This is a genomic window from Brevundimonas sp. (assembly GCF_965227765.1).
In the GTDB taxonomy this organism is placed as follows: Bacteria; Pseudomonadota; Alphaproteobacteria; order Caulobacterales; family Caulobacteraceae; genus Brevundimonas.
Window position 1 is genome coordinate 131,835 of sequence record NZ_OZ245778.1, and the last position, 21,690, is coordinate 153,524.

General features: G+C 67.8%; 21 protein-coding genes and 1 other annotated feature. Of the genes, 18 read left to right on the forward strand and 3 right to left on the reverse strand.

All coding sequences use genetic code 11. The features are described from left to right. Positions 1–64: 64 nt before the first annotated feature. The 4 genes from ACO05L_RS00615 to trmB all read left to right on the forward strand — a co-directional run bounded on the left by ACO05L_RS00615 (position 65) and on the right by trmB (position 3,502). Positions 65–997, forward strand: a complete 933-nt coding sequence (locus ACO05L_RS00615) for a hypothetical protein (RefSeq protein WP_421730247.1) — start codon at positions 65–67, stop codon at positions 995–997. 12 nt (positions 998–1,009) lie between these two features. Further along, a complete protein-coding gene (locus tag ACO05L_RS00620; RefSeq protein WP_421730248.1) occupies positions 1,010–1,396 on the forward strand; it encodes a hypothetical protein in 387 nt (128 codons plus the stop codon). A gap of 87 nt (positions 1,397–1,483) precedes the next feature. Next, on the forward strand, positions 1,484–2,683 hold the full coding sequence (gene metK / locus ACO05L_RS00625; RefSeq protein WP_421730249.1) for a methionine adenosyltransferase: 1,200 nt from the start codon (positions 1,484–1,486) through the stop codon (positions 2,681–2,683). Positions 2,684–2,779: 96 nt separating this feature from the next. Then, on the forward strand, positions 2,780–3,502 hold the full coding sequence (gene trmB / locus ACO05L_RS00630; RefSeq protein WP_421730250.1) for a tRNA (guanosine(46)-N7)-methyltransferase TrmB: 723 nt from the start codon (positions 2,780–2,782) through the stop codon (positions 3,500–3,502). On the opposite strand, the gene ACO05L_RS00635 is transcribed toward trmB, so the two are convergent. Beyond that, positions 3,499–4,062: a biotin transporter BioY gene (locus ACO05L_RS00635; RefSeq protein WP_421730251.1), complete on the reverse strand. Its 564-nt coding sequence runs from the start codon at positions 4,060–4,062 to the stop codon at positions 3,499–3,501. The two genes, trmB and ACO05L_RS00635, sit on opposite strands and share 4 nt — an antisense overlap. A gap of 86 nt (positions 4,063–4,148) precedes the next feature. Between ACO05L_RS00635 and ACO05L_RS00640 the strand changes: the two genes are divergently transcribed. The 12 genes from ACO05L_RS00640 to ACO05L_RS00695 all read left to right on the forward strand — a co-directional run bounded on the left by ACO05L_RS00640 (position 4,149) and on the right by ACO05L_RS00695 (position 18,619). Continuing rightward, on the forward strand, positions 4,149–4,646 hold the full coding sequence (locus ACO05L_RS00640; RefSeq protein WP_421730252.1) for a DUF1993 domain-containing protein: 498 nt from the start codon (positions 4,149–4,151) through the stop codon (positions 4,644–4,646). A gap of 159 nt (positions 4,647–4,805) precedes the next feature. Then, positions 4,806–5,420, forward strand: coding sequence for a ribosome maturation factor RimP (rimP, locus tag ACO05L_RS00645; RefSeq protein ID WP_421730253.1), 615 nt, complete (start codon positions 4,806–4,808; stop codon positions 5,418–5,420). Next, entirely contained in the window at positions 5,420–7,177 is a 1,758-nt protein-coding gene (gene nusA, locus ACO05L_RS00650) for a transcription termination factor NusA (RefSeq protein ID WP_421730254.1), read from the forward strand. Before rimP ends, nusA begins: the two co-directional genes overlap by 1 nt. 18 nt (positions 7,178–7,195) lie before the next feature. After that, positions 7,196–7,876, forward strand: a complete 681-nt coding sequence (locus tag ACO05L_RS00655; RefSeq protein WP_421730255.1) for an RNA-binding protein — start codon at positions 7,196–7,198, stop codon at positions 7,874–7,876. Between the two features lie 136 nt (positions 7,877–8,012). Next, positions 8,013–11,042 (forward strand): translation initiation factor IF-2, encoded by a 3,030-nt coding sequence (infB, locus tag ACO05L_RS00660; protein ID WP_421730256.1) that lies wholly within the window; start codon positions 8,013–8,015, stop codon positions 11,040–11,042. 146 nt (positions 11,043–11,188) lie between these two features. Beyond that, positions 11,189–11,710 (forward strand): hypothetical protein, encoded by a 522-nt coding sequence (locus tag ACO05L_RS00665; protein WP_421730257.1) that lies wholly within the window; start codon positions 11,189–11,191, stop codon positions 11,708–11,710. A 5-nt stretch (positions 11,711–11,715) separates the two neighbouring features. Then, complete coding sequence (locus ACO05L_RS00670) at positions 11,716–12,495, forward strand: DUF2459 domain-containing protein (RefSeq protein WP_421730258.1); 780 nt, start codon at positions 11,716–11,718, stop codon at positions 12,493–12,495. A 73-nt stretch (positions 12,496–12,568) separates the two neighbouring features. After that, complete coding sequence (rbfA, locus tag ACO05L_RS00675; RefSeq protein ID WP_421730259.1) at positions 12,569–13,021, forward strand: 30S ribosome-binding factor RbfA; 453 nt, start codon at positions 12,569–12,571, stop codon at positions 13,019–13,021. 43 nt (positions 13,022–13,064) lie between these two features. Further along, a complete protein-coding gene (gene truB / locus ACO05L_RS00680; RefSeq protein ID WP_421730260.1) occupies positions 13,065–13,997 on the forward strand; it encodes a tRNA pseudouridine(55) synthase TruB in 933 nt (310 codons plus the stop codon). A gap of 92 nt (positions 13,998–14,089) precedes the next feature. After that, a complete protein-coding gene (gene rpsO / locus ACO05L_RS00685; protein ID WP_421730261.1) occupies positions 14,090–14,359 on the forward strand; it encodes a 30S ribosomal protein S15 in 270 nt (89 codons plus the stop codon). Positions 14,360–14,652: 293 nt separating this feature from the next. Continuing rightward, positions 14,653–16,887, forward strand: a complete 2,235-nt coding sequence (gene pnp / locus ACO05L_RS00690; protein WP_421730262.1) for a polyribonucleotide nucleotidyltransferase — start codon at positions 14,653–14,655, stop codon at positions 16,885–16,887. Between the two features lie 146 nt (positions 16,888–17,033). Then, positions 17,034–17,087: a sequence feature (sul1 is cis-regulatory element that is thought to sense ions involved in sulfur or methionine metabolism; They are found in Alphaproteobacteria), on the forward strand. Between the two features lie 47 nt (positions 17,088–17,134). After that, positions 17,135–18,619 carry a SulP family inorganic anion transporter gene (locus ACO05L_RS00695; RefSeq protein ID WP_421730263.1) on the forward strand — a complete coding sequence of 495 codons (1,485 nt, stop codon included), beginning with the start codon at positions 17,135–17,137 and terminating at the stop codon, positions 18,617–18,619. A gap of 40 nt (positions 18,620–18,659) precedes the next feature. On the opposite strand, the gene ACO05L_RS00700 is transcribed toward ACO05L_RS00695, so the two are convergent. Together ACO05L_RS00700 and rph are read right to left on the reverse strand one after the other, a co-directional pair. Next, a complete protein-coding gene (locus tag ACO05L_RS00700) occupies positions 18,660–19,064 on the reverse strand; it encodes a hypothetical protein (RefSeq protein WP_421730264.1) in 405 nt (134 codons plus the stop codon). Between the two features lie 102 nt (positions 19,065–19,166). Beyond that, complete coding sequence (rph, locus tag ACO05L_RS00705; protein ID WP_421730265.1) at positions 19,167–19,898, reverse strand: ribonuclease PH; 732 nt, start codon at positions 19,896–19,898, stop codon at positions 19,167–19,169. Between the two features lie 51 nt (positions 19,899–19,949). Here rph and hrcA point away from each other — a divergent pair, with 51 nt between their 5' ends. Further along, entirely contained in the window at positions 19,950–21,050 is a 1,101-nt protein-coding gene (gene hrcA, locus ACO05L_RS00710) for a heat-inducible transcriptional repressor HrcA (RefSeq protein ID WP_421731712.1), read from the forward strand. Continuing rightward, positions 21,047–21,688, forward strand: a complete 642-nt coding sequence (gene grpE / locus ACO05L_RS00715; RefSeq protein WP_421730266.1) for a nucleotide exchange factor GrpE — start codon at positions 21,047–21,049, stop codon at positions 21,686–21,688. Before hrcA ends, grpE begins: the two co-directional genes overlap by 4 nt. The last annotated feature ends 2 nt before the right edge of the window (positions 21,689–21,690 follow it).

The window sequence follows — 21,690 nt, forward strand, 5'->3', positions numbered from 1 at the left end:
GGGGCATACCGCCATTGTCGCGACCTGACGAACGGCCGCGATACGCATGGTCGGAGGACCCCAGATGGCCGCACCCGGCGATCCAGATAGACCGACGCAACCGATGTCGGAGACCCGCCCCGCACCCGAAGGCGGCGCGACGCGCGTCGACCATTCGCACGACGACCTGATCGGTTTCACCTCCGCATCGTCCCTCGCCGGTCATCCGCGTTCGACCAGGCCAGAGGTCTCTGCCACGCCTGCGGGCGCCAAACCGGCCAGCCCGGCGAATTTCGACGTGGAAGACGATGCGGCGACCATGCGGATGGACGAGGACCTCTTCGCAGACAGCCCGGAAATGATCCCGGATCCGGCACATCAGGACCAGTCGGCTCCGACCGCATCCCCCCCTGAACAGCCGCCCCTGCCCATCTCGGGGTCCGAGGAACCGATCTTCGTTCCTCAACCCGCCTCGGTCGCGTCTGCACCCGTCGAGGCCCAGCCGGTCGAAACCCGACCTGTGGACACCAGCACCGTGCACACTGGCCCCGTGGACATCAGCCCCGTGGACACTGGCCCCGTGGAAATCGCGCCCGTAGAGGTCCTGCCCGCCTGGGCGACGGAAACGCCTCGGGTCCAGACGGCCGCCAAGCCCGCTTTCGGACGCGCCGACACGCCCGCCGCACCGCTTGAGGGGGCGATGGGGCTATATACGATCTACGCCCTGATCCTGTTCGCCGTGCCCACCCTGGGCGTCGCGGCCCTGGTGGCCCTGGTCGCCGTCATCGGCCGACCGGCGCCGCAACAGGGGCTGGCTCTGAGCCACTACGTCTATCAGAAGCGCACCCTGTGGATCGCGGCCATCACCGCCGCCCTGGGCGTCGTGCTGATTGCGGTGAACCTCGGCGTCTTTGTTCTGTTCCTGCTTGCGGTATGGATGGTCATTCGCGGCGCCACAGGCATCCTGAGGCTTAGCGCAGGTCGTCCGATCGCACGGCCCAACGGCTGGTTTTTCTAAAGGGACGACAAGATGAGTGACGGCCAACCCCGTATCGGTGAAGCGCACGAAGCCGAGGGCAAGCCCGCCGCATTCATCGCCTGGGGCCTCTATATTCTTTCGATCCCCAGTGTCGCTCTGCTGGCCCCTATCGGGCTGTTGGTCGCCTATGCGGCGCGGGGTTCGGCCACGGGTCTGCCCCGCCAGCATCTGGACGCCGCCATCGCTCTATTCTGGTCGGTCTTCTGGTGGACGGCGGCGGCCGGCGTCCTGATCGTCATCAGCGTCCTTCTGTCCTGGCTGATCCTGCCGATCGTCCTGATCTTCATCCTGTGGGGCGTGCTGTTCCTGCTGGGGGTGTGGTTCACGATCAAAAGCGTTCTGGGCCTGATCAACCTGCTTCAGAACCGCGCGCCATAAGGGCTCGGCAGAGCACTTGAAGATATAAGCATATCTTTATATGTTTGCGGCTCGATAGCGCCTCTGACGGCGCCACAGGAGCCGCTTTTGTCCCGTTCATCCTTCCTGTTCACCTCTGAAAGCGTCTCCGAGGGCCATCCCGACAAGGTCGCCGACCGTATCTCGGACACCGTCGTCGACCTGTTCCTGTCCAAGGACCCCTATGCGCGCGTGGCCTGCGAAACCCTGACCACGACCAATCTGGTGGTGCTGGCCGGCGAGATTCGCGGCGCGGGCGTGATGGATACCTCGGGCGCCTGGGCCCCGGGCGTCGAGGCCGAGATCGAGGCCGCCGTGCGCGCCGCGGTCAAGGACATCGGCTACGAACAGTCCGGCTTCCATTGGGAAAAGTTCGAGTTCATCAACCGTCTGCATGGCCAATCGGCCGACATCGCTGTCGGCGTTGACGCGGCCGGCAACAAGGACGAGGGCGCGGGCGACCAGGGCATCATGTTCGGCTATGCCTCCAACGAGACGCCCGAGTTGATGCCGGCGACGCTGCAATACAGCCACAACATCCTCAAGAAGCTGGCCGAGGTTCGCCACGGCGGCGACAAGCGGCTGGAGCCCGACGCCAAGTCCCAGGTCACGATCCAGTACGAGGACGGCCGGCCGGTTCGCGCCACCTCCATCGTCCTGTCGACCCAGCACGCGCCGGGCCTGTCGTCCGCCGACGTCGCCGAGATCGTCAAGCCTCTGATCCTGGCGGTCCTGCCCGAGGGCTTCACCGACGAAGACACCGTCTGGCACATCAACCCGACCGGCATCTTCGAGATCGGCGGACCGGACGGCGACGCGGGCGTGACCGGCCGCAAAATCATCGTCGACACCTATGGCGGCGCGGCCCCGCACGGCGGCGGCGCCTTCTCGGGCAAGGACCCGACCAAGGTCGACCGTTCCGCCGCCTATGCCTGCCGCTATCTGGCCAAGAACGTCGTCGCCGCCGGCCTGGCCGAGCGCTGCACCATCCAGATCTCCTACGCCATCGGCGTGGCCGAGCCCCAGTCGATCCACGTCGATCTGCACGGCACCGGCAAGGGCAAGGTCACCGAGGCCGTCCTGGAAGCCAACATCCTGGGCCTGATCGGCGGCGCCACGCCACGCTCCATCCGCGAGCACCTGGGTCTGAACAAGCCGATCTACGCCCGCACCTCGGCCTATGGCCACTTTGGCCGCACGCCCGACGCCGACGGCGGCTTCAGCTGGGAAAAGACCGACCTGATCGACCAGCTCAAGGCGCTTGCCTAGTCTCTGGCCTAGTCTTCCGCCCGATAACCATCAGCATCTTCATCGCCGGTCGTCGCCCAGGGGCGCGGCCGGCGATTTTGCGTTATAGGCCCGGCCATGCCCGCTTCACGTCCCAAGAAACCCGGTGATCCCCTGCATCCGCGCGCCTCAGGGCCGCTGCGCTCGTTCGGCCGGATCAAGTCGCGCACCATCAAGCCGTTGCAGGCCGCCCTGTTCGGCACCCTGCTGCCGACCATCGCCGTGCCCGATCCCAAGGCCGGGCCGGTCGATCCCCGCCTGTTGATGCCCGAGGCGACCGAGGCCTGGCTCGAGATCGGCTTCGGCGGCGGCGAACACCTGGCCGAACAGGCGGCCAAGAACCCGAACGCGGTGATGATCGGCTGCGAGCCCTTCCTGAACGGCGTCGCCTCGGTGCTGCGCCACATCGACGACCGGGGCCTGAAGAACGTTCGCATCCATGCCGACGACGGGCGCGACGTGCTGAACGCCATCCCCGACGCCAGCCTGGACCGGGTCATGATCCTGTTCCCCGATCCCTGGCACAAGGTGCGCCACAACAAGCGCCGCCTGCTGAACGAAGAGACCGCCGCCCAGATCGCGCGAGTGTTGAAGCCGGGCGGACGGCTGCGGTTCGTCACCGACTGGAAGGATTATGCCGGCTGGGCGCTGGAGCGGCTGAACCGCACGCCGGACCTGGTCTGGCTGGCCAATGAAGCGGACGACTGGCGCATAGCCCCCGCCGATCACGTCGTCACCCGCTATGAGGAAAAGAAGCTGGGCGACACCGCGCCGCTGTTTCTGGAATTCGAGCGGGCCTAGGCCGACCTCAGGCGCACACGCCGCCGGATCCACAGCACGACCAGCACCAGGGCGGATTTCACCACGGCCCCGATCAGGAAGGGCAGGGCGCCGACCTCGATCGCCCGCACGGGATCCAGGCCCACGCTGACGATCAGCCAGCCGACCCCGGTCGCCAGGGTCACGGCGTGCGCCGCCAGCAGGATTGCGAGACCAGAAAGCGCACGGTCCAGCCGCCCCTGCTCGGCCGCCCATCCGGCGATGAAGGCGGCGGCGGGAAAGCCGATCAGATAGCCCGCGCTGGCGCCCGTCGCGGCCGCAAAGCCCCCCGCCCCATTGGCCAGAATGGGCAGGCCGGCGAGCGCCAGCCCCAGATACAGCGCCACGCTCGCCGTCCCCCAGCGCGCGCCCAGCATGGCCCCGGCCACAAGCACGGCCCAGGTCTGCATCGTGATCGGCACGGGATAGAAGGGGATGGCGATCTGGGCGCAGACGGCGATCAGGATGGCGAAGCCCAGGACGGGCGCCAGGATCGGTCCCCGAAGACGCCGGAAAGCTGCGGTGTTGCGCGTTGCGGTCATGCCCCAGCCGAACCATATTTGCGGCTGCGACCGCAAGGGCTGACGACAAGGCCCTGCCGCCAAAGACCGCCAACAAGGAAACACCCATGGCTCTCGACCTCTACGACGTCTCCGCTCCCGCCTTCCTGCGCGGCCTGAAGGCGCTGTCGGCCCTGCTCGACAAGGCCCTGGCCCAGGGCTTCGACGAGGCGGCGCTGATGCAGGCCCAGTTGGCGCCCGACATGCGCCCCCTCCCGAACCAGGTTCGCATGGCCGCCTTTTCGGCGCGGGGCTGCGTCGCCCGGCTGACGGGCCTGGACTGGCCCGTGACCGACGACAACGAGGCGACGTTCGCCGAGCTTCAGGCCACCATCGCCCTGTCCATCGCCTTCATCGAGAGCGTCCCGCGCGAAGCCTTCGTCGGCGCCGAGGACCGGGACGTGGTGCTCAAGTTTCCGAACGGTCAGTTCGACTTCAAGGGCGCGCAGTACCTGACCGGTTTCGCCCTGCCCAACTTCTATTTCCACGTCACGACCGCCTACGCCCTGCTGCGCGCGGCGGGCGTCGAGATCGGCAAGCGTGACTATCTGGGCGCGCCCGGCTGACAGGCCCCCGCTGACAGGCCATTGAAACGGAAGGGGCTGACAACCCCTTCCGACAGGTCTATAGGGCGTCTCACATCGTTAGACACCGGCGTCCGACGGCGCCGCGTTTCCAAGCGGCGGCCCCACGGCCAGCCGCTTTTTTATTGAGTTGATCCCCGCTTGCGCGCCAAGACCGCCCAGGACCGTTTGCTGATCGAGCTGATCGATCCCGTCGCCGAGAGCCTGGGGCTTGCGATCGTTCGCGTGCGCCTGATGGGCGGCACCCTGCGCCAGCGGTTGCAGGTCATGGCCGAACGCCCGTCGGACCACGACATCTCGGTCGAGGAATGCGCCCGCCTGTCGCGCGCCATGTCCGAGGTTCTGGACGCCGCCGACCCCATCTCCGGCGAATATCTGCTTGAGGTCTCGTCGCCCGGCATCGACCGTCCCCTGACCCGCACCATCGACTTCGACCTGTTCGAGGGTTTCGAGGCGCGGCTTGAGGCCGACCGCATGGTCGAGGGCCGCAAACGCTTCAAGGGCGTGCTGGCGGGCCTGGACACCGACGACGCCGGCCAGCCCCTGGTCGCCATCGACCTGGACGGTGAAACCGACACGGCCCTGATCCCGTTCGACTGGCTGGTGGACGCCAAGCTCGTCATGAGCGACGCCCTGATCAAGCGCGGGGCCGAACTGCGAGCCCAGCGCGGCGAACCTGAAGACGACGAACTGCCCGATTCCGCTCCCGAAGACCGCACCACCAACACCAAGACCCCTTCCGAGGACAAAGCCTGATGGCCGCCACCGGTATTTCCGCCAACCGTCTCGAACTGCTCCAGATCGCCAACGCGGTCGCTCAGGAGAAGAACATCGACCGGGAAATCGTCATCGAGGCCCTGGAAGAAGCCATCCAGAAGGGCGCCAAGTCGCGCTATGGCGCGCACCACGACATCCGCGCCCGGATCGACCCCAAGACCGGCGAACTGGCCCTGACGCGTCACGTCACCATCGTCGAGGACGACTGGCAGCCCGAAGACGAGCTGGAAGAGTTCAATGACAGCGCCATGGTGCGCCTGACCGACGCCTCCAAGCGCGATCCCGAAGCCGTCGTCGGCAAGGAATATGTCGAGGACCTGCCGCCGTTCGAGTTCGGCCGCGTCCAGACCCAGATGGCTCGCCAGGTCATCACCGGCAAGGTTCGCGACGCCGAGCGCGCCAACCAGTACGAAGAGTTCAAGGACCGCGTCGGCGAGATCGTCAACGGCACCGTCAAGCGCGTCGAATACGGCAACACCATCGTCGACCTGGGCCGTGGCGAAGGCATCATGCGCCGCGACCAGTCGATCCCGCGCGAAATCTTCAACATCGGCGACCGGATCCGCACCTACATCTATGACGTGCGCCCCGAGGCCAAGGGCCCGCAGATCATGCTGTCGCGGGCTCACCCCGGCTTCATGGCCAAGCTGTTCGCCCAGGAAGTCCCCGAGGTCTATGACGGCGTGATCGAGATCCGCGCCGCCGCCCGCGACTCGGGTTCGCGCGCCAAGATGGCCGTGCTGTCGAACGACAGCTCCATCGACCCCGTCGGCGCCTGCGTCGGCATGCGCGGCTCGCGCGTTCAGGCGGTCGTCGCCGAACTGCAGGGCGAGAAGATCGACATCATCCAGTGGAACGCCGACGAGCCGACCTTCATCGTCAACGCCCTGGCCCCGGCCGAGGTCTCCAAGGTCGTGCTGGACGAAGAAGCCGACCGCGTCGAGGTCGTCGTGCCCGACGAACAGCTGTCGCTGGCCATCGGCCGTCGCGGCCAGAATGTGCGCCTGGCCTCGCAGCTGACCGGCTGGCAGATCGACATCATCACCGAAAGCCAGGACTCCGAGCGTCGCCAGCGTGAGTTCTCGGAACGCACCAGCCTGTTCCAGGAAGCCCTGGACGTCGACGAGGTCATCGCCCAGCTGCTGGTCACCGAAGGCTTCGCCACGGTCGAGGATCTGGCCTTCGTGGACGCCTATGAAGTCGCCGAGATCGAAGGCTTCGACGAGGACACCGCCGAGGAACTGCAGGCCCGCGCCCGCGACTTCCTCGAGAAACAGGCCGCCGCCCTGGACGCCAAGCGCGTCGAACTGGGCGTGCTGGACGAGGTCATGGCCGTTCCCGGCGTGACCGGCGCCATCGCCGTGGCCCTGGGCGAAGGCGGCGTGAAAACCGTCGAGGACCTGGCCGACCTGGCCACCGACGAGATCCGTGGCGGCTATGAGATGAAGAACGGCGAACGGGTGAAGGTCCCCGGCGTGCTGGAAAGCTTCAACCTGTCCCAGGAAGACGCCGAAATGCTGATCCTGCAGGCGCGCGTCGCCGCCGGCTGGATCGACGCCTCGGAACTGCCGCAGCCCGAGCCCGAGTACGAGGAAGAGTTCGCCGAGGGTGAATACGACCCCGAGGCTGTCTTCGCCGACGCCCCCGCTGACGAAGACGACGCCGCAGGTGAAGACGCCGCTGCACCCCAAGCCGCTGAAGTCGTCGCCGACGACGACCAGCCCCAGAACGCGTGATGGGAACCCGGACCGTCCATGAGCCTGCGAGACGCCACATCGGATAGAGAGCGCCGCGACCTGGTCACGCACCAGGTCATGGATGAATCTCGTCTGATCCGCTTCGTCGCCGGCCCGGACGGTTCGGTCGCCCCCGACCTGGGGCGGAAGCTGCCCGGCCGCGGCCTGTGGGTCGCCGCCGACCGCGCCTCGATCGAGACGGCGGCCAAGAAGAACCTCTTCTCGCGCGCCGCAAAGACCAAGCTGAGCCCCGCCGCCGACCTGGCGACGACGGTCGAGACCCTGCTTTTCCGGCGCTGCCTGGACCAACTGGGTCTTGCCCGGCGCGAAGGCGTGCTTATCTCAGGCTTCGAAAAATCCGCCGCCGCCATCCGTTCGGGCAAGGCCGCGTGGCTGGTCGAAGCCGCCGACGGCTCGGCCGATGGACGCGGAAAACTGGTCGCATTGGCCCGTCATCAGACGACCAAGGTCTGCGGCGCTTTCAGCGCGGACGATTTGAGTTTGGCCCTTGGGCTGGAAAATGCGATACACGCTGTCCTGCTGCAGGGCGGCAGAGCCGATCGCTGGACCATCGAGGTCGAACGACTGGCGGGATTTCGATCGCTTCGGCCTGCGGCATGGGACCTGGATCATCCGGGCTCCATGCGCGGGCAGGGGTCGGGCGAGACCCCGAAGGACGAGCCTGAACGGGCGCATTGACGGGCGGGGCCTGGCGTTTTCGTAACGCGGGGCTGCGCACGACTTTCTGCGTTTGTAGACTTTGATGCCCAGACTTTTTGGGGCGTGACGATTTCAAGATGAGGCGGACTTCCCCGCCACGAGTAAAAGCGACCGGATGAGCGACGAGAACGACAAGACCAACGAAGGCCAAGGCACGGGCGCACCGACCGGAACCCCGTCGACGACGGGTCCGCGCGCGCCGTTGAGCCTGAAGCCGCGCGCTGCGGGATCGGTTTCGACCGGCACCGTGCGCCAGAGCTTCAGCCATGGTCGCACCAAGACAGTGGTGGTCGAGACCAAGCGCCGCCCCGGCGCTCCGGTCGGCGGTCATCAGCGCCCGCAGGGCTTTGACGTCGCACGCCCTCGCCCTGAGACGAGCGCGCCCGCCCAGGCGCCGCGCCCGCTGGCTCCGCGCCCCCAACCCGCCGGCGGCTCCCTGTCCAATGAGGAACAGGAGGCCCGTCGCCGCGCCATCGAACTGGCCACCAAGGCCCAGGCCGACCGCGCCGCCGCCCAGGCCGCCGAACAGGCGCGCCGCGACGCCGCAGCGCGTGAACAGGCCGCCGCGACCGCAGCCGCCGCCAGCGCCGCCCAGGCCGAGGCTGCAGCCGCTCGCGCCGCCGCCGAAGCCGCCCGCGCCGAGGCCTCCAAACTGGCCGCCGCCGCGCCTGCGCCGACGGCCAAGCCGCCCGCACGCGCGCCACTCGCGCCCAAGCCAGAAGCGCCCAAGCCGGCCGCTCCCGTCGCTGCGGCGCCGGCCCCGACGCCCGCACCGGCCCCGGTCGCCCCGGCTCCCGCTCCTGCTCCGCGTCCGGCGCCCCCTGCCCGCCCGGTCGTGAACTTCGGCCAGCGCGTTCCCAAGGCCCCGAACCCGGCCCGCGCGCCCATCGACCGTCCGGCCTTCGGCGCCCGTTCGGCGCGTGAAGAAGCCATGGGCGGCGGCGAGAAGTCCTATACGGACCGTCCGACCACGGCGCCCCGCTCCAGCCCGGCCAAGCCGGCCGAGCCCGTCCGCTATTCGGCCCTGACCCCGCGTCCGGCGCCCGGCGCAGCCCGCCCCGGTGCCCGCACCGGCCCTGGTGGACGGCCGACCCCGAACGCCCCTCCGACTCCGGCCGAAGTGGCCCGTCCGAGCCGCGCGCCCGGCGGCGGTTTCGCTCGCCCCGTCGCCCGCGAGGACGACCGCGACAAGCGCTTCTCCGACGCAGGCAAGGCTGTCAGCCGCACGCGTGGCGAACCCAAGCGGCGCGAAGGCCGCCTGACCATCCAGTCCGTGGCCGGCGACGGCGATACGGCCGAGCGGATGCGCTCGCTGGCCTCGGTCCGCCGCGCCCGCGAGCGTGAAAAAGAAAAGCGCAAGGGCGGGTCCACCGACGCGCCGAACCGGCCGCGTGAAGTCGTCATTCCCGACGTCATCACCGTGGGCGATCTGGCCAACCGGATGGCCGTGCGCGGCGTCGATATCGTCAAGTTCCTGATGAAACAGGGCCTGATGATGAAGATCAACGACGTCATCGACACCGACACCGCCGAACTGGTGGCCGACGAATACGGCATGACCGTCAAGCGGGTGTCGGAATCCGACGTCGAAACCGGCTTCCTGTCCGACGAGATCGACGACGAGGCGACCACGCCCCGCGCGCCGGTCGTGGCCATCATGGGCCACGTCGACCACGGCAAGACCTCGCTGCTCGACGCCCTGCGCACCACCGACGTGGCGGCGGGCGAGGCCGGCGGCATCACCCAGCACATCGGCGCCTATCAGGTGAAGACCCCGAACGGCCAGTCGGTCACCTTCCTCGACACCCCGGGCCACGCCGCGTTCAGCGCGATGCGGACCCGCGGCGCCAATGTCACCGACATCGTCATCCTGGTGGTGGCGGCCGACGACGGCGTCATGCCGCAGACGATCGAAAGCATCCAGCACGCCAAGGCTGCCGGCGCCCCGATCATCGTGGCCGTCAACAAGATCGACAAGCCCGACGCCGATCCGCAGAAGGTCATCAATGAACTGCTGCAGTACGAAATCATCGGCGAAGCCCTGGGCGGCGACACCCAGATCGTCGAGATCTCGGCCAAGGCCAAGACCAACCTCGATGGACTGATCGAGGCCATCCTGCTGCAGGCCGAGGTCATGGACCTCAAGGCCGATCCGGAACGCTCGGCCGAAGGCGTGGTCATCGAGGCCAAGCTGGACAAGGGCCGCGGCCCGGTCGCCACCGTCCTGGTCAAGCGCGGTACGCTGAAGCGCGGCGACATCGTCGTGGCTGGTTCGGCTTGGGGCAAGGTTCGCGCCCTGCTCGACGAGCGCAATGCCCAGTTGACCGAGGCCGGCCCGTCCGTCCCGGTCGAGATCCTGGGGCTGGACGAGGCGCCCTCGCCCGGCGAACCCCTCGCCGTCGTGGAATCCGAAGCCCGCGCCCGCGAGCTGACCGAATACCGCGCCCGCACCAAGCGCGAGAAGGCCACCGGCGGCATCAACCAGGTCAGCCTGGTCGACATGATGGCCAAGCTGGGATCCAAGAAGATCTCGGAACTGCCGGTCCTCATCAAGTCGGACGTCCAGGGTTCGGGCGAGGCCATCCAGGGCTCGCTCGAGAAGATGGGCAACGACGAGGTCCGCGCCCGCGTGGTCTATTCCGGCGCTGGCGGCATCACCGAGAGCGACGTCCAACTGGCCAAGTCGGCCGGCGCGCCGATCCTGGGCTTCAACGTCCGCGCCTCGAAACAGGCCAAGGACCTTGCCGACCGCGAAGGCGTGGAGATCCGCTACTACTCGATCATCTACGACCTGCTGGACGACATGAAGGGCGTGCTCTCGGGCATGCTGGCCCCGCTGCAACGGGAAACCTTCCTGGGCAACGCGGCGGTTCTGCAGGTGTTCGACATCTCCAAGACCGGCAAGATCGCCGGTTGCCGGGTCTCCGAAGGCGTGGTCCGCAAGGGCGCCAAGGTCCGTATCATCCGCGACGACGTGGTGGTTCTGGAACTGGGCACCCTGCAGACGCTCAAGCGCTTCAAGGACGAGGTCAACGAGGTCCCGTCGGGCCAGGAGTGCGGCATGCACTTCCAGGGCTTCCAGGACATCAAGGCCGGCGACTACATCGAGTGCTTCACCGTCGAAGAGATCAAGCGCACGCTCTAGCTTGGGGCCGCTTCGCCGCCGCGCTGACGCTCGGCTCGCGGAGCCCCGCTGCTTGAGCGCAAGATGCACACTGGCCTCTCCCTCCCCTCGGGGAGGGAGAGGTTCTGCGCCCCGCTTCCGCCGCAGTCTGCCCGGAGTGACGTTTGATGTACCGCTTCGTTCTTCCCGCTCTCGCCCTGATCGTCGTCGCCACCCCGGCGGCGGCCGATATGCGTTTCCTGTCCTATGATCCGGCAGACCGGGTCACCACGACCCTGACGCGGGGCCTGACCCTTCAGGTCGAGCGCGGATGGTTCGGCGCCATCACCGTGCATCGCCTGATCTCGACCGCGGCGCGGGGCTCGGCCGCCATCAGCCAGGGCGGACCGAACGAGGCTTTGCGCGCCCTGCCCGAAGGCGCCGCAGAAACCGCCCTCTATACCGTCGGGGACGCGGGCGATGCGCGCGGGCTGGCCCGGGCTCTGTGTCCCGGCGCCGAGCGGACCTATCTGGTCATGGGTCAGGTTCGCGCCGTCAGGCCCCTGACGGTCCAGGCCCTGGGGCGCTGGCCGGACGGTCAGTATCGCCACTGCGTCACGCTGAACTATGAGTATCGCGGCGAGTGGGCCATGCCGCCCGCCGGCGCCATGAGCATCGACGACGACGTCACCCCCACCCGGCCCGACTAGTTCACATGGCGCGGCGCCGAGCGACCCCGCCCAGAGCGACCCTGCCCCTACCGAGCCTGCACGGCTTTGGTCGGCTGCTGGCGGCGGCGGGGGTCGCCATCCTCGCCGCGCTGTGGACCTGGACCGCGCCCGGCGATCCCCAACTGATGACGGCGTCCACAGCCCCCGGCGTCACCGTCCACCTGCTCGACAACGGCTTTCACACCGACCTGGCCGTGCCGCGCGCGGCTTTCGAGCTGGTGTCCGGCCCCCTGGCTGATGCGGTGGCCAGCCTGGGCCCCGGCGACTGGATCCGGGTCGGCTGGGGCGACGCCCGTTTCTATGTCGATCAGAGCCCGATCGGCGACCGCCTGCCCGACGGCGTTCGCGCCTTCTTCCGGCCCGGCAATCGCTCGGTCGTCATGCTGGATCCCGAACAGGGCGACCCGGCGCTGGGCTATCCCGCCACGGCCCGCCGGTCGCTGAGCCTGTCCCAAGCCGGGGTGATCGCCATGACCCGCCGGATCGAGCAGTCCCTGGATCTATCCGGCGGCGCCGCGCGCATCGCCGCCGCGCGTCCGGGCGACGACGCCCGCTTCTTCGCCAGCCGCGAGACCTTTTCGATCCTGCATCTGTGCAACCACTGGACGGCCAGCGTGCTGAACGCAGGCGGGGTTCCGGTGCGCCCGCTTCGCGCCGTCACCTCGGCCGAGGTCGTCGCCAGTCTCGACCGCGCGGCGCCGGCTGGATTGGACAGGGCCAAATCGGACAGGCCCAAATTGGACAGAGCGGCCTCAGGCGACTAGACCCCGCCCCTTCCCGTTTTCGGGATGGCTTTCCCGGTCGGGTCCGATCCCCGGCGGACAAAGGATCACCTCCATGAGCAATCGCAAACCCAAGTCCAAATCCACCGCCGGCCTGGTCAGCCAGCGCCAGCTGCGCGCCTCGGAGATGATCCGCCACGCCCTGGTCGAGGTCATGCGCGAAAACGAGATCCGCGACCCGGCCCTGGTCGGGGTGTCGGTCACCGTCACCGAAGTCCGCCTGTCGCCCGACCTGAAACACGCCACCTGTTTCGTCGAGCCCCTGGGCGCCGGGGTCGAGACCTCGGACACCGCCGGCCATATCGACGAGATCATCAAGGCCCTGAACGCCCACGCCAAATTCCTGCGCGGCGCCCTGGGGCGTCACATCGACATGCGCTTCACCCCCGACCTGCGCTTCCGCCACGACGAGAGCTTCGAGGCCGCCGAACGCCTGAACCGGCTGCTGGACGACCCGCGCGTCCGCGCCGACGTCTTTGTGCCGCCGGTCGAGGAAGACGAAGCGTGATGGCCTGGCCTCAAGTCGCGCGAAGCGCGGTAGGCCAAGCCTAATGGCCCGTCGCAAGAAGGGCGACGTCGTCAACGGCTGGGTCTGTCTGGACAAGCCGTTCGAGCTGGGCTCGACCGACGCCGTCTCGAAAATCCGCCGCCTGTTCAACGCCCAGAAGGCCGGCCACGCGGGCACGCTGGACCCGCTGGCCTCGGGCATCCTGCCCATCGCGCTGGGCGAAGCGACCAAGACCGTGCCCTTCATGATGGAGGCGCAGAAGGTCTATCGCTTCTCGATCGAATGGGGGATTTCCACCGACAGCGTCGACCGCGAGGGCGAGATCATCGCCCGTTCGGACGTGCGCCCCTCGCTTGAGGCCGTGCGCGCGGCCCTGCCGTCCTTCGTCGGCGAGATCGACCAGACCCCGCCCCGCTTCAGCGCCATCAAGGTGGATGGCCAGCGCGCCTATGACCTGGCCCGCGACGGCGTCGAATTCGAGCTGGAAAGCCGCCGCGTCACCATCCACGAGGCCGAGGTCACCGACGCCCCCGACGCGGATCACGTCGAGATCACCATGCGCACGGGCAAGGGCGTCTATGTCCGCTCCCTGGCGCGCGACCTGGCCGTCATGCTGGGCGCCGAGGGACACGTCAGCGCCCTGCGTCGCGAGCGGGTCGGGCCGTTCAGCGTCGATAACGCGGTCACTCTGGATTTCCTGACCGATCTGGTGCATAGGGACGCCGCCTTTGAAGGCCTTCTGCCCGTAGCGACCGCCCTGGACGACATCCCGGAGCTGGCCATTACGGACCAGGACGCCTTCTCGCTTCGTCAGGGACGACCGATCGTTCTGCTCCCCCGACAGGTCGAAACGCTCAAGAGCCGCCTTTCGGACGGTTCGCGGACGGTTTCAGCCTTTCAGGGTCAGACCCTCGTTTGCCTCGGTCAGTTGCGGGCCGGTCGCCTCGAACCCGACCGTGTTTTCAATCTCGCCTGACGCGATCCCCAAGGGGCGCCGACGGGGACACCAATCCGCGCTCAAGCAGCGAGGCCTCGAAGGCCGAGCGTTAGCGCACTAGGAGTTCTACGATGTCGATTACTGCTGAACGCAAGAACGAAGTCATCGCCGAAAACGCCCGCACCGCTGGCGACACCGGCTCGGCCGAGGTCCAGGTCGCGATCCTGTCGGAGCGCATCGCCAACCTCACCGAACACTTCAAGACCCACAAGAAGGACAACCACTCGCGCCGCGGCCTGCTCAAGATGGTTTCGCAGCGTCGTCGCCTTCTTGACCACCTGACCAAGGTCGACAAGGCGCGTTACACCGCCCTGATCACCAAGCTGGGCCTGCGCCGCTAAGCGCGAGCCACACGGAACAGTTTCGAGGCGCGGGCCATGTCCGCGCCTCTTTCCGTATCTAACAACCAGCCGCGCGCTGCGGTAAGCTCAGCGCAAGGATCCTGGCCCTAGAACCCAGGCTCCACTGACCGCGAGGGCTGAAATCCAGTCCCCGCCGCTGCCGGATCGATCGCCATGGGGCGACGGTTCTTGGATCGCCGGACTGAACACCCGACGCATCCGCACCCACTGATGGGACGCCCTTTCTGGGCAGCTTGGGCGGAATACGCCGTCCGGCATACGAAAGACGAAACATGTTCGATATCAAACGCAAGACGATCGACTGGGCCGGCCGCCCGCTGACGCTGGAAACGGGCCGTATCGCCCGCCAGGCCGACGGCGCCGTCCTGGCCACCTATGGCGAGACCATCGTCCTGGCCACCGTCGTCTACGGTCGCGCGCCCAAGCCGGGCCTGGATTTCTTCCCGCTGACCGTCAACTATCAGGAAAAGACCTTCGCCGCCGGCAAGATCCCGGGTGGCTATTTCAAGCGTGAAGGCCGTCCGACCGAGAAGGAAACCCTGGTTTCCCGCCTGATCGACCGTCCGATCCGCCCCCTGTTCGTCAAGGGCTTCAAGAACGAGACCCAGGTCGTCATCACCGTGCTGCAGCACGACCTTGAGAACGACCCCGACATCGTCGGCATGGTCGCCACCTCGGCCGCCCTGACCATCTCGGGCGTTCCCTTCCAGGGCCCGATCGGCGCCGCCCGCGTTGGTTACATCGACGGCGAGTTCGTGCTGAACCCGACCCTGGACCAACTGCCTGACAGCCAGCTCGACCTGGTCGTCGCCGGCACGCAAGACGCCCTGATGATGGTCGAATCCGAAGCCAAGGAGCTGTCGGAACAGGTCATGCTGGACGCCCTGATGTTTGCGCATCGCGGCATGCAGCCGGTGATCGACGCCATCATCGAACTGGCCGAGCACGCCGCCAAGGAGCCCTTCGACTTCCAGGCCGAAGACCACTCCGACGTCGTCACCCAGATCCAGTCGCTGGTCGGCGAAGACATCAAGGCCGCCTACACCCACGTCGCCAAGCATGACCGTCACGCCGCCGTCGGCGCCGCCAAGAAGAAGGCCTCGGCCGCTCTGGTGAAGACCGACGAAAACCCCGACGGCGTCGATTCCGCCAAGTTCGGCACGGCCTTCAAGGAATGCGAAGCCCACGTCCTGCGTCGCGACATCATCGACAACGGTCACCGCGTCGACGGCCGCGCCCTCGACAAGGTCCGCTCGATCGTCTCGGAAGTCGGCGTCTTCCCGCGCACCCACGGTTCGGCCCTGTTCACCCGCGGTGAAACCCAGGCTATCGTGGTCGCCACCCTGGGCACCGGCGAAGACGAGCAATACGTCGACTCGCTGGCGGGCACCTACAAAGAGAAGTTCCTGCTGCACTACAACTTCCCTCCCTACTCGGTCGGTGAAACCGGTCGTATGGGCGGCGCTGGTCGTCGCGAAATCGGCCACGGCAAGCTGGCCTGGCGCGCCATCCGTCCGATGCTGCCCAAGGCGGAAGACTTCCCCTACACGATCCGCATCGTGTCGGAGATCACCGAGTCCAACGGCTCGTCCTCGATGGCTTCGGTCTGCGGCGCCTCGCTGGCGCTGATGGATGCGGGCGTGCCGCTGACGCGTCCCGTCTCGGGCATCGCCATGGGCCTGATCCTGGAACCCTCCGGCGAGTTCGCCATCCTGTCCGACATCCTGGGTGACGAAGATCACCTGGGCGACATGGACTTCAAGGTGGCCGGCACGCGCGAGGGCATCACGTCCCTGCAGATGGACATCAAGGTCACGGGCATCACCGAAGAGATCATGAAGAAGGCGATCCAGCAGGCCTCGGCCGGCCGCCTTCACATCCTCGACGAGATGGACAAGGCCATCGACGGCGCCCGCACCGAACTGGGTGAGTTCGCGCCCAAGATCGAGTCCATCAAGGTCCCGGTCGACAAGATCCGCGACATCATCGGCACCGGCGGCAAAATCATCCGCGAGATCGTCGAAAAGACCGGCGCCAAGGTCAACATCGAGGACGACGGCACCGTCAAGATCGCCGCTTCGGACCAAGAGAAGATCGACGCCGCCAAGAACTGGATCTCGTCGATCGTGTCCGAGCCCGAGCCCGGCATGATCTACTCCGGCAAGGTCGTGAAGGTCGTCGACTTCGGCGCCTTCGTGAACTTCTTCGGCGCCAAGGACGGTCTGGTCCACGTGTCCCAGATCGCCCTGGAACGCGTCGCCAACCCGGCTGACGTCCTGTCCGAAGGCCAAGAGGTCAAGGTCAAGTTCCTGGGCTTCGACGATCGCGGCAAGACCAAGCTGTCGATGAAGGTTGTCGATCAGGCCACGGGTGAAGACCTGACGGACAAGATCAACGCCGAGCGCGCCGAACGCGGTGAAGCCCCCCTGACCGAAGACACCGGCGGCGGCGGCAAGAAGCGTGAAGGCGGCAGCGGTGACCGCGGTCGCCGTCCCCGTCGCGACTAGGACTGCCGCGACTAGGACTGCCGCGACTAGGACTGCCGCGACTAGGTTTGTCGCTTCAGCTCTGCTGAGATGACAGAGGCCCCGCTGGATACAGCGGGGCCTTTTTCTTTGCCTTGGCGCAGGGTTTGCCCCATCACGCCAGAATACAAGGACCCGGCGTGACCGGGTGGCTAGCCCGGGCGCCCATCCCTCGGGAAACCTGAACAGGCCGCCCGGCAGGGGCGCTGTTCAAGCGACAGACGCCCGCATGATTTCTCTGGCCACGCGATCCCTCGCCTCGGCGCGCCAAGACTGGTTCGCCAATCCGCGCGCAGACCTGCTGGCCGGGACGGTCGTGGCCCTGGCCCTGATCCCCGAGGCCATCGCCTTTTCCATCATCGCCGGGGTCGATCCGGCGGTGGGCCTCTACGCCAGCTTCATCATCGCCACGACCATCGCCTTCGTCGGCGGACGCCCCGCGATGATCTCGGCCTCGACCGGGGCCATGTCGCTGCTGATGGTGGTGCTGGTGCGCGACCACGGCATCGAATACCTGTTCGCCGCCTCGATCCTGACCGGCCTGTTCCAGATCGTCATCGGCCTGCTGAAGCTGGGGCGGTATGTGCGGTTCGTGTCGCGCTCGGTGATGACGGGCTTTGTGAACTCCCTGGCCATTCTGGTCTTCCTCGCCCAGTTGCCACAGCTGACCGGGGTGGATTGGCGGACCTATGGCCTGGTCGCGGCGGGGATCGCCATCATCTACGGCTTTCGGCGCATCACAAAGGCCATCCCCGCCCCCCTGGTCGCCGTGGTCGTGGTCAGCGCCTTCGTCATGATCCTTGGCGTCGATGTCCGCACCGTGGGCGACATGGGCGCCATGCCTCGCAGCCTGCCCGTCTTCCACCTGCCCCAGGTCCCGCTGAACTGGGAGACCCTCAGCATCATCGCGCCGGTGGCGGCGACCCTGGCCTTCGTCGGCTTGCTGGAAAGCCTTCTAACCGCCAGCCTGCTGGACGACATCACCGACACCCCCTCGGACAAGGATCGCGAGACGCGCGGCCAGGGCATAGCCAACATCGCCTCGGCCCTGTTCGGCGGCATGGCCGGGTGCGCGGTCATCGGCCAGTCGCTGATGAACGTGGACGCCGGCGGGCGCGGGCGGCTGTCCACCCTGTGGGCGGGGCTGTTCCTGCTGTTTCTGATCCTGGTGCTTCAGGACTGGGTGGCCCGTATCCCGATGGCGGCCCTGGTCGCCGTCATGATCACCGTAGCCATAGGCGCCTTCGACTGGGGTTCGATCTGGAAGATCCGCACCACCCCGATCCAGTCCAGCATCGTCATGATCGCCACCACCGCCACCGTGGTCATCACCCACGACCTGTCGAAGGGCGTGGTGCTGGGCGTGGTCCTGTCGGCCATCTTCTTCATGCGAAAGGTGGGCAAGACCATCGTCGTCGAGGCTCTGCCCGCGCCTGACGAGACCACCCTGTCCTATCGCGTCACCGGCCAGCTCTTCTTCGCCTCGGCGGGTATCTTCACCGCCGGCTTCGAGCATCACGGTCAGCCGCGCCGCGTCCTCATCGACCTGAGCCAGGCCCATGTCTGGGACCTGACCGGCGTCGACGCCCTGGACCGCGTGGTGTTCAAATATCGCCGCCAGGGAGCCCAGGTCGAGGTCATCGGCCTGAACCCGACCGCCCAGTCCCTGGTCGAACGGGTCGGCCAGCACGACAAGCGCGAGCTGCCGGCCTGAGGGGCCCGCAGGCGCCGGCCCCCACCGCTTCAGCTCTGGATCAGGCGGCGCACTCGGCGGGTTTGGTCTCACCCGCGCCGTACATGGCGCACGAGCGGTCGATTTCGCCCTGGATCGTGGCGCAGTCGTTCTGGGCGTTGCAGGGCGGGTGGGTCGCCGGGCTGACGGCGATGCACCGCTCGACCAGACGGGCCGAGGCCGCAGCCCCCGCCTCGGCCAGGCAGGACACCGGAGTTGCCGTTTCGGCCGGCGCCTCGGCCATGGCCTCTTCCTGGGGCGGCGCGTCCTCGGGCATGGCGACGCCCGGATCGACGGCGGTGGCCGCCTCGACGTTGCGGGGCGCGGCTTCGGGAGAGACGGACCGGTCGCCGCAGGCCGCCAGACCCGTCGCCGACAACATCAGGATGGCCGTCACGGCGGCAAGGGACAGGGCGGAACTGCGCATCACGTCGTCTCCGAATAGCGAGGCAAGCGGCGACGATGGCCCGGTTCGCTCGCCGGGGCTAGTCCCGACACGCGATTGGCGAACCATCGTTCCGCCAAGTCGTCAGGCGCGCTTCAGGGCCTCGTCCAGAGCGGCCTTTTGCAAGACGAACAGCTCGTCACAACCGATCTGGGCCAGGGCGAACAGACGGTCGAACTCGGCGCGGGAGAAGCCGCGCTTCTCGCCCGTGGCCTGGATCTCGACGATGGTCCCCGATCCGGTCAGGACGAAATTGCTGTCGGCCTCGGCGTTGGAATCCTCTTCGTAGTCGAGGTCCAGAACCGGCTCGTCCTCGAACACGCCGCACGACACCGCCGCGACCTGATCCAGGATGGGGTCGGATTTCAGCACGCCCTCGGCCTTCAGATAGCCGAGCGCCGTCGCCATCGCCACCCAGGCGCCGGTGATGGAGGCGGTCCGGGTGCCGCCGTCGGCCTGGATCACGTCGCAGTCGATCAGCACCTGACGCTCGCCCAGGGCCTTGAGATCGACGACGGCGCGAAGGCTGCGGCCGATCAACCGTTGAATCTCCTGGGTGCGGCCCGACTGCTTGCCCGCCGCGGCCTCACGACGACCGCGGGTGTGGGTGGCGCGGGGCAGCATGCCGTATTCGGCGGTGACCCAGCCCTGGCCGGTGTTGCGCATCCAGCCGGGCACCTTTTCCTCGATCGAGGCGGTGCACAGCACCTTGGTGTGGCCGAACGAGACCAGGCAGGATCCCTCGGCATAGCGGTTCACGCCCGTTTCCAGGGTCACGGTGCGGATCTGTTCGGGGGTGCGATCTGAGGGGCGCATATCAATGTCCTAGCAAGCGGAGGCCGGGCTGCTTATCCTGAAAGCGTGAGCCTGTATGCCCCCAACACGCCGCCGTTCGGCCCGACTGCCGGATTGAGCACGCTCGACGCCCGGGCGCGCGACATCTTTCGCAGCATCGTCGAATCCTATCTGGCCAATGGCGAGCCGGTGGGATCGCGGACCCTGTCGCAGCGGGGCTTCTCGCTATCCCCCGCCTCGATCCGCAACACCATGCAGGACCTGACCCTGGCCGGACTGCTGGCCGCGCCCCACACCTCGGCAGGCCGGATCCCGACCCATGCGGGTCTAAGGCTGTTCGTCGACGGTCTGCTGGAGATCGGCGACCTGGGCACCGAGGAACGGCGCGAGATCGACGCAAGACTGGCGGCCAACTCAGGCAAGCACGGCGGACGCGGCTTCGAAGAGGCGCTGAACGAGGCCTCGGCCCTGCTGTCGGGTCTGGCGGGCGGCGCCGGGATCGTCGCCTCTCCGGTCAGAGACGCGGGCGTCAAGCACGTCGAGTTCGTCGCCCTGGGCCACGATCAGGCCCTGGCGGTGCTTGTGGCGGACGACGGCACGGTCGAGAACCGGCTGATGCCCCTGGCCGCCGGCGTCACGCCCTCGACCCTGCAAGAGGCCTCCAACTTCCTCAACGCCCGGCTCAAGGGCCGCCCCCTGGCCGAGGCGCGCAGCGAGATGCGGGGCGAACTGGACGCCGCCCGTCGCGACCTGAACGTCGCCGCCGCCCGCCTGGTCGAGGACGGGCTGGCCGCCTGGTCAGGCGGGCCGGAGCGCGAGCGCGCCCTGATCGTGCGCGGCCGCGCCAACCTGCTGCACGACGCCGAAACCGCCGCCGACCTGGACCGCGTCCGCACCCTGTTCGACGATCTGGAGCAGAAGGAACAGCTGATCGGCCTGCTGGACGGGGTCAATGCGGCGCAAGGGGTGCGCATCTTCATCGGCGCGGAAACACGGTTGTTTTCGCTTTCGGGTTCCGCTGTCATCGCGGCGCCCTATATGAACGGCCGACAAAGGGTCCTGGGCGCCATCGGCGTGATAGGACCTGCGCGACTGAACTACGCCCGCATCATTCCGTTGGTGGACTACACCGCACGGGTGCTGGGGCGAATGCTGGACGGACAGGACTCTTGAGCGACACCAACAACAACCCGACACAAGCCGAACTCGACGCCATCGAGGCCGACGCCGACGCATTCCTGGACGCCGCCGATGCGGCGGAGGGTATCGACCCGAGCGTCCTGGACCAGGTCGCCGCCGAGCGCGACGAGTGGAAGGACCGCGCCCTGCGCGTCGCCGCCGAGATGGAAAACCTCAAGCGCCGCTCGGAGACCCAGCAGAACGACGCCCGCGCCTTCGCCATCCAGCGCTTCGCCAAGGACCTGCTGCCGGTCGCCGACAGCCTGCAGCGCGCGCTTCAGGCCGCGCCCAAGGATTCCGAAGGCCCGGCGGCGGCTCTGGTCGCCGGTCTGGAACTGGTCGAAAAGGCGCTTCAGGGCGCCTTTGCCTCCAACAACCTCAAGCAGGTCGCTCCGGGGCCCGGCGAGGCCTTCGATCCCCATCTGCATGACGCCGTGATGGAACAGCCGTCCGACACCGTGCCCGGCGGCGCCGTGCTGCAGACGATGCAGGCGGGCTATGAGCTGTTCGGCCGCACCATCCGTCCCGCCATGGTCGTGGTCGCCGCCAAGGGGTCGGGTCCGAAGCCGGGCCAGACCCCCTATGGCGAAGCCCCCGCCGCCAACGGCGAAGCCTACGACGGCAAGGCCTAGGC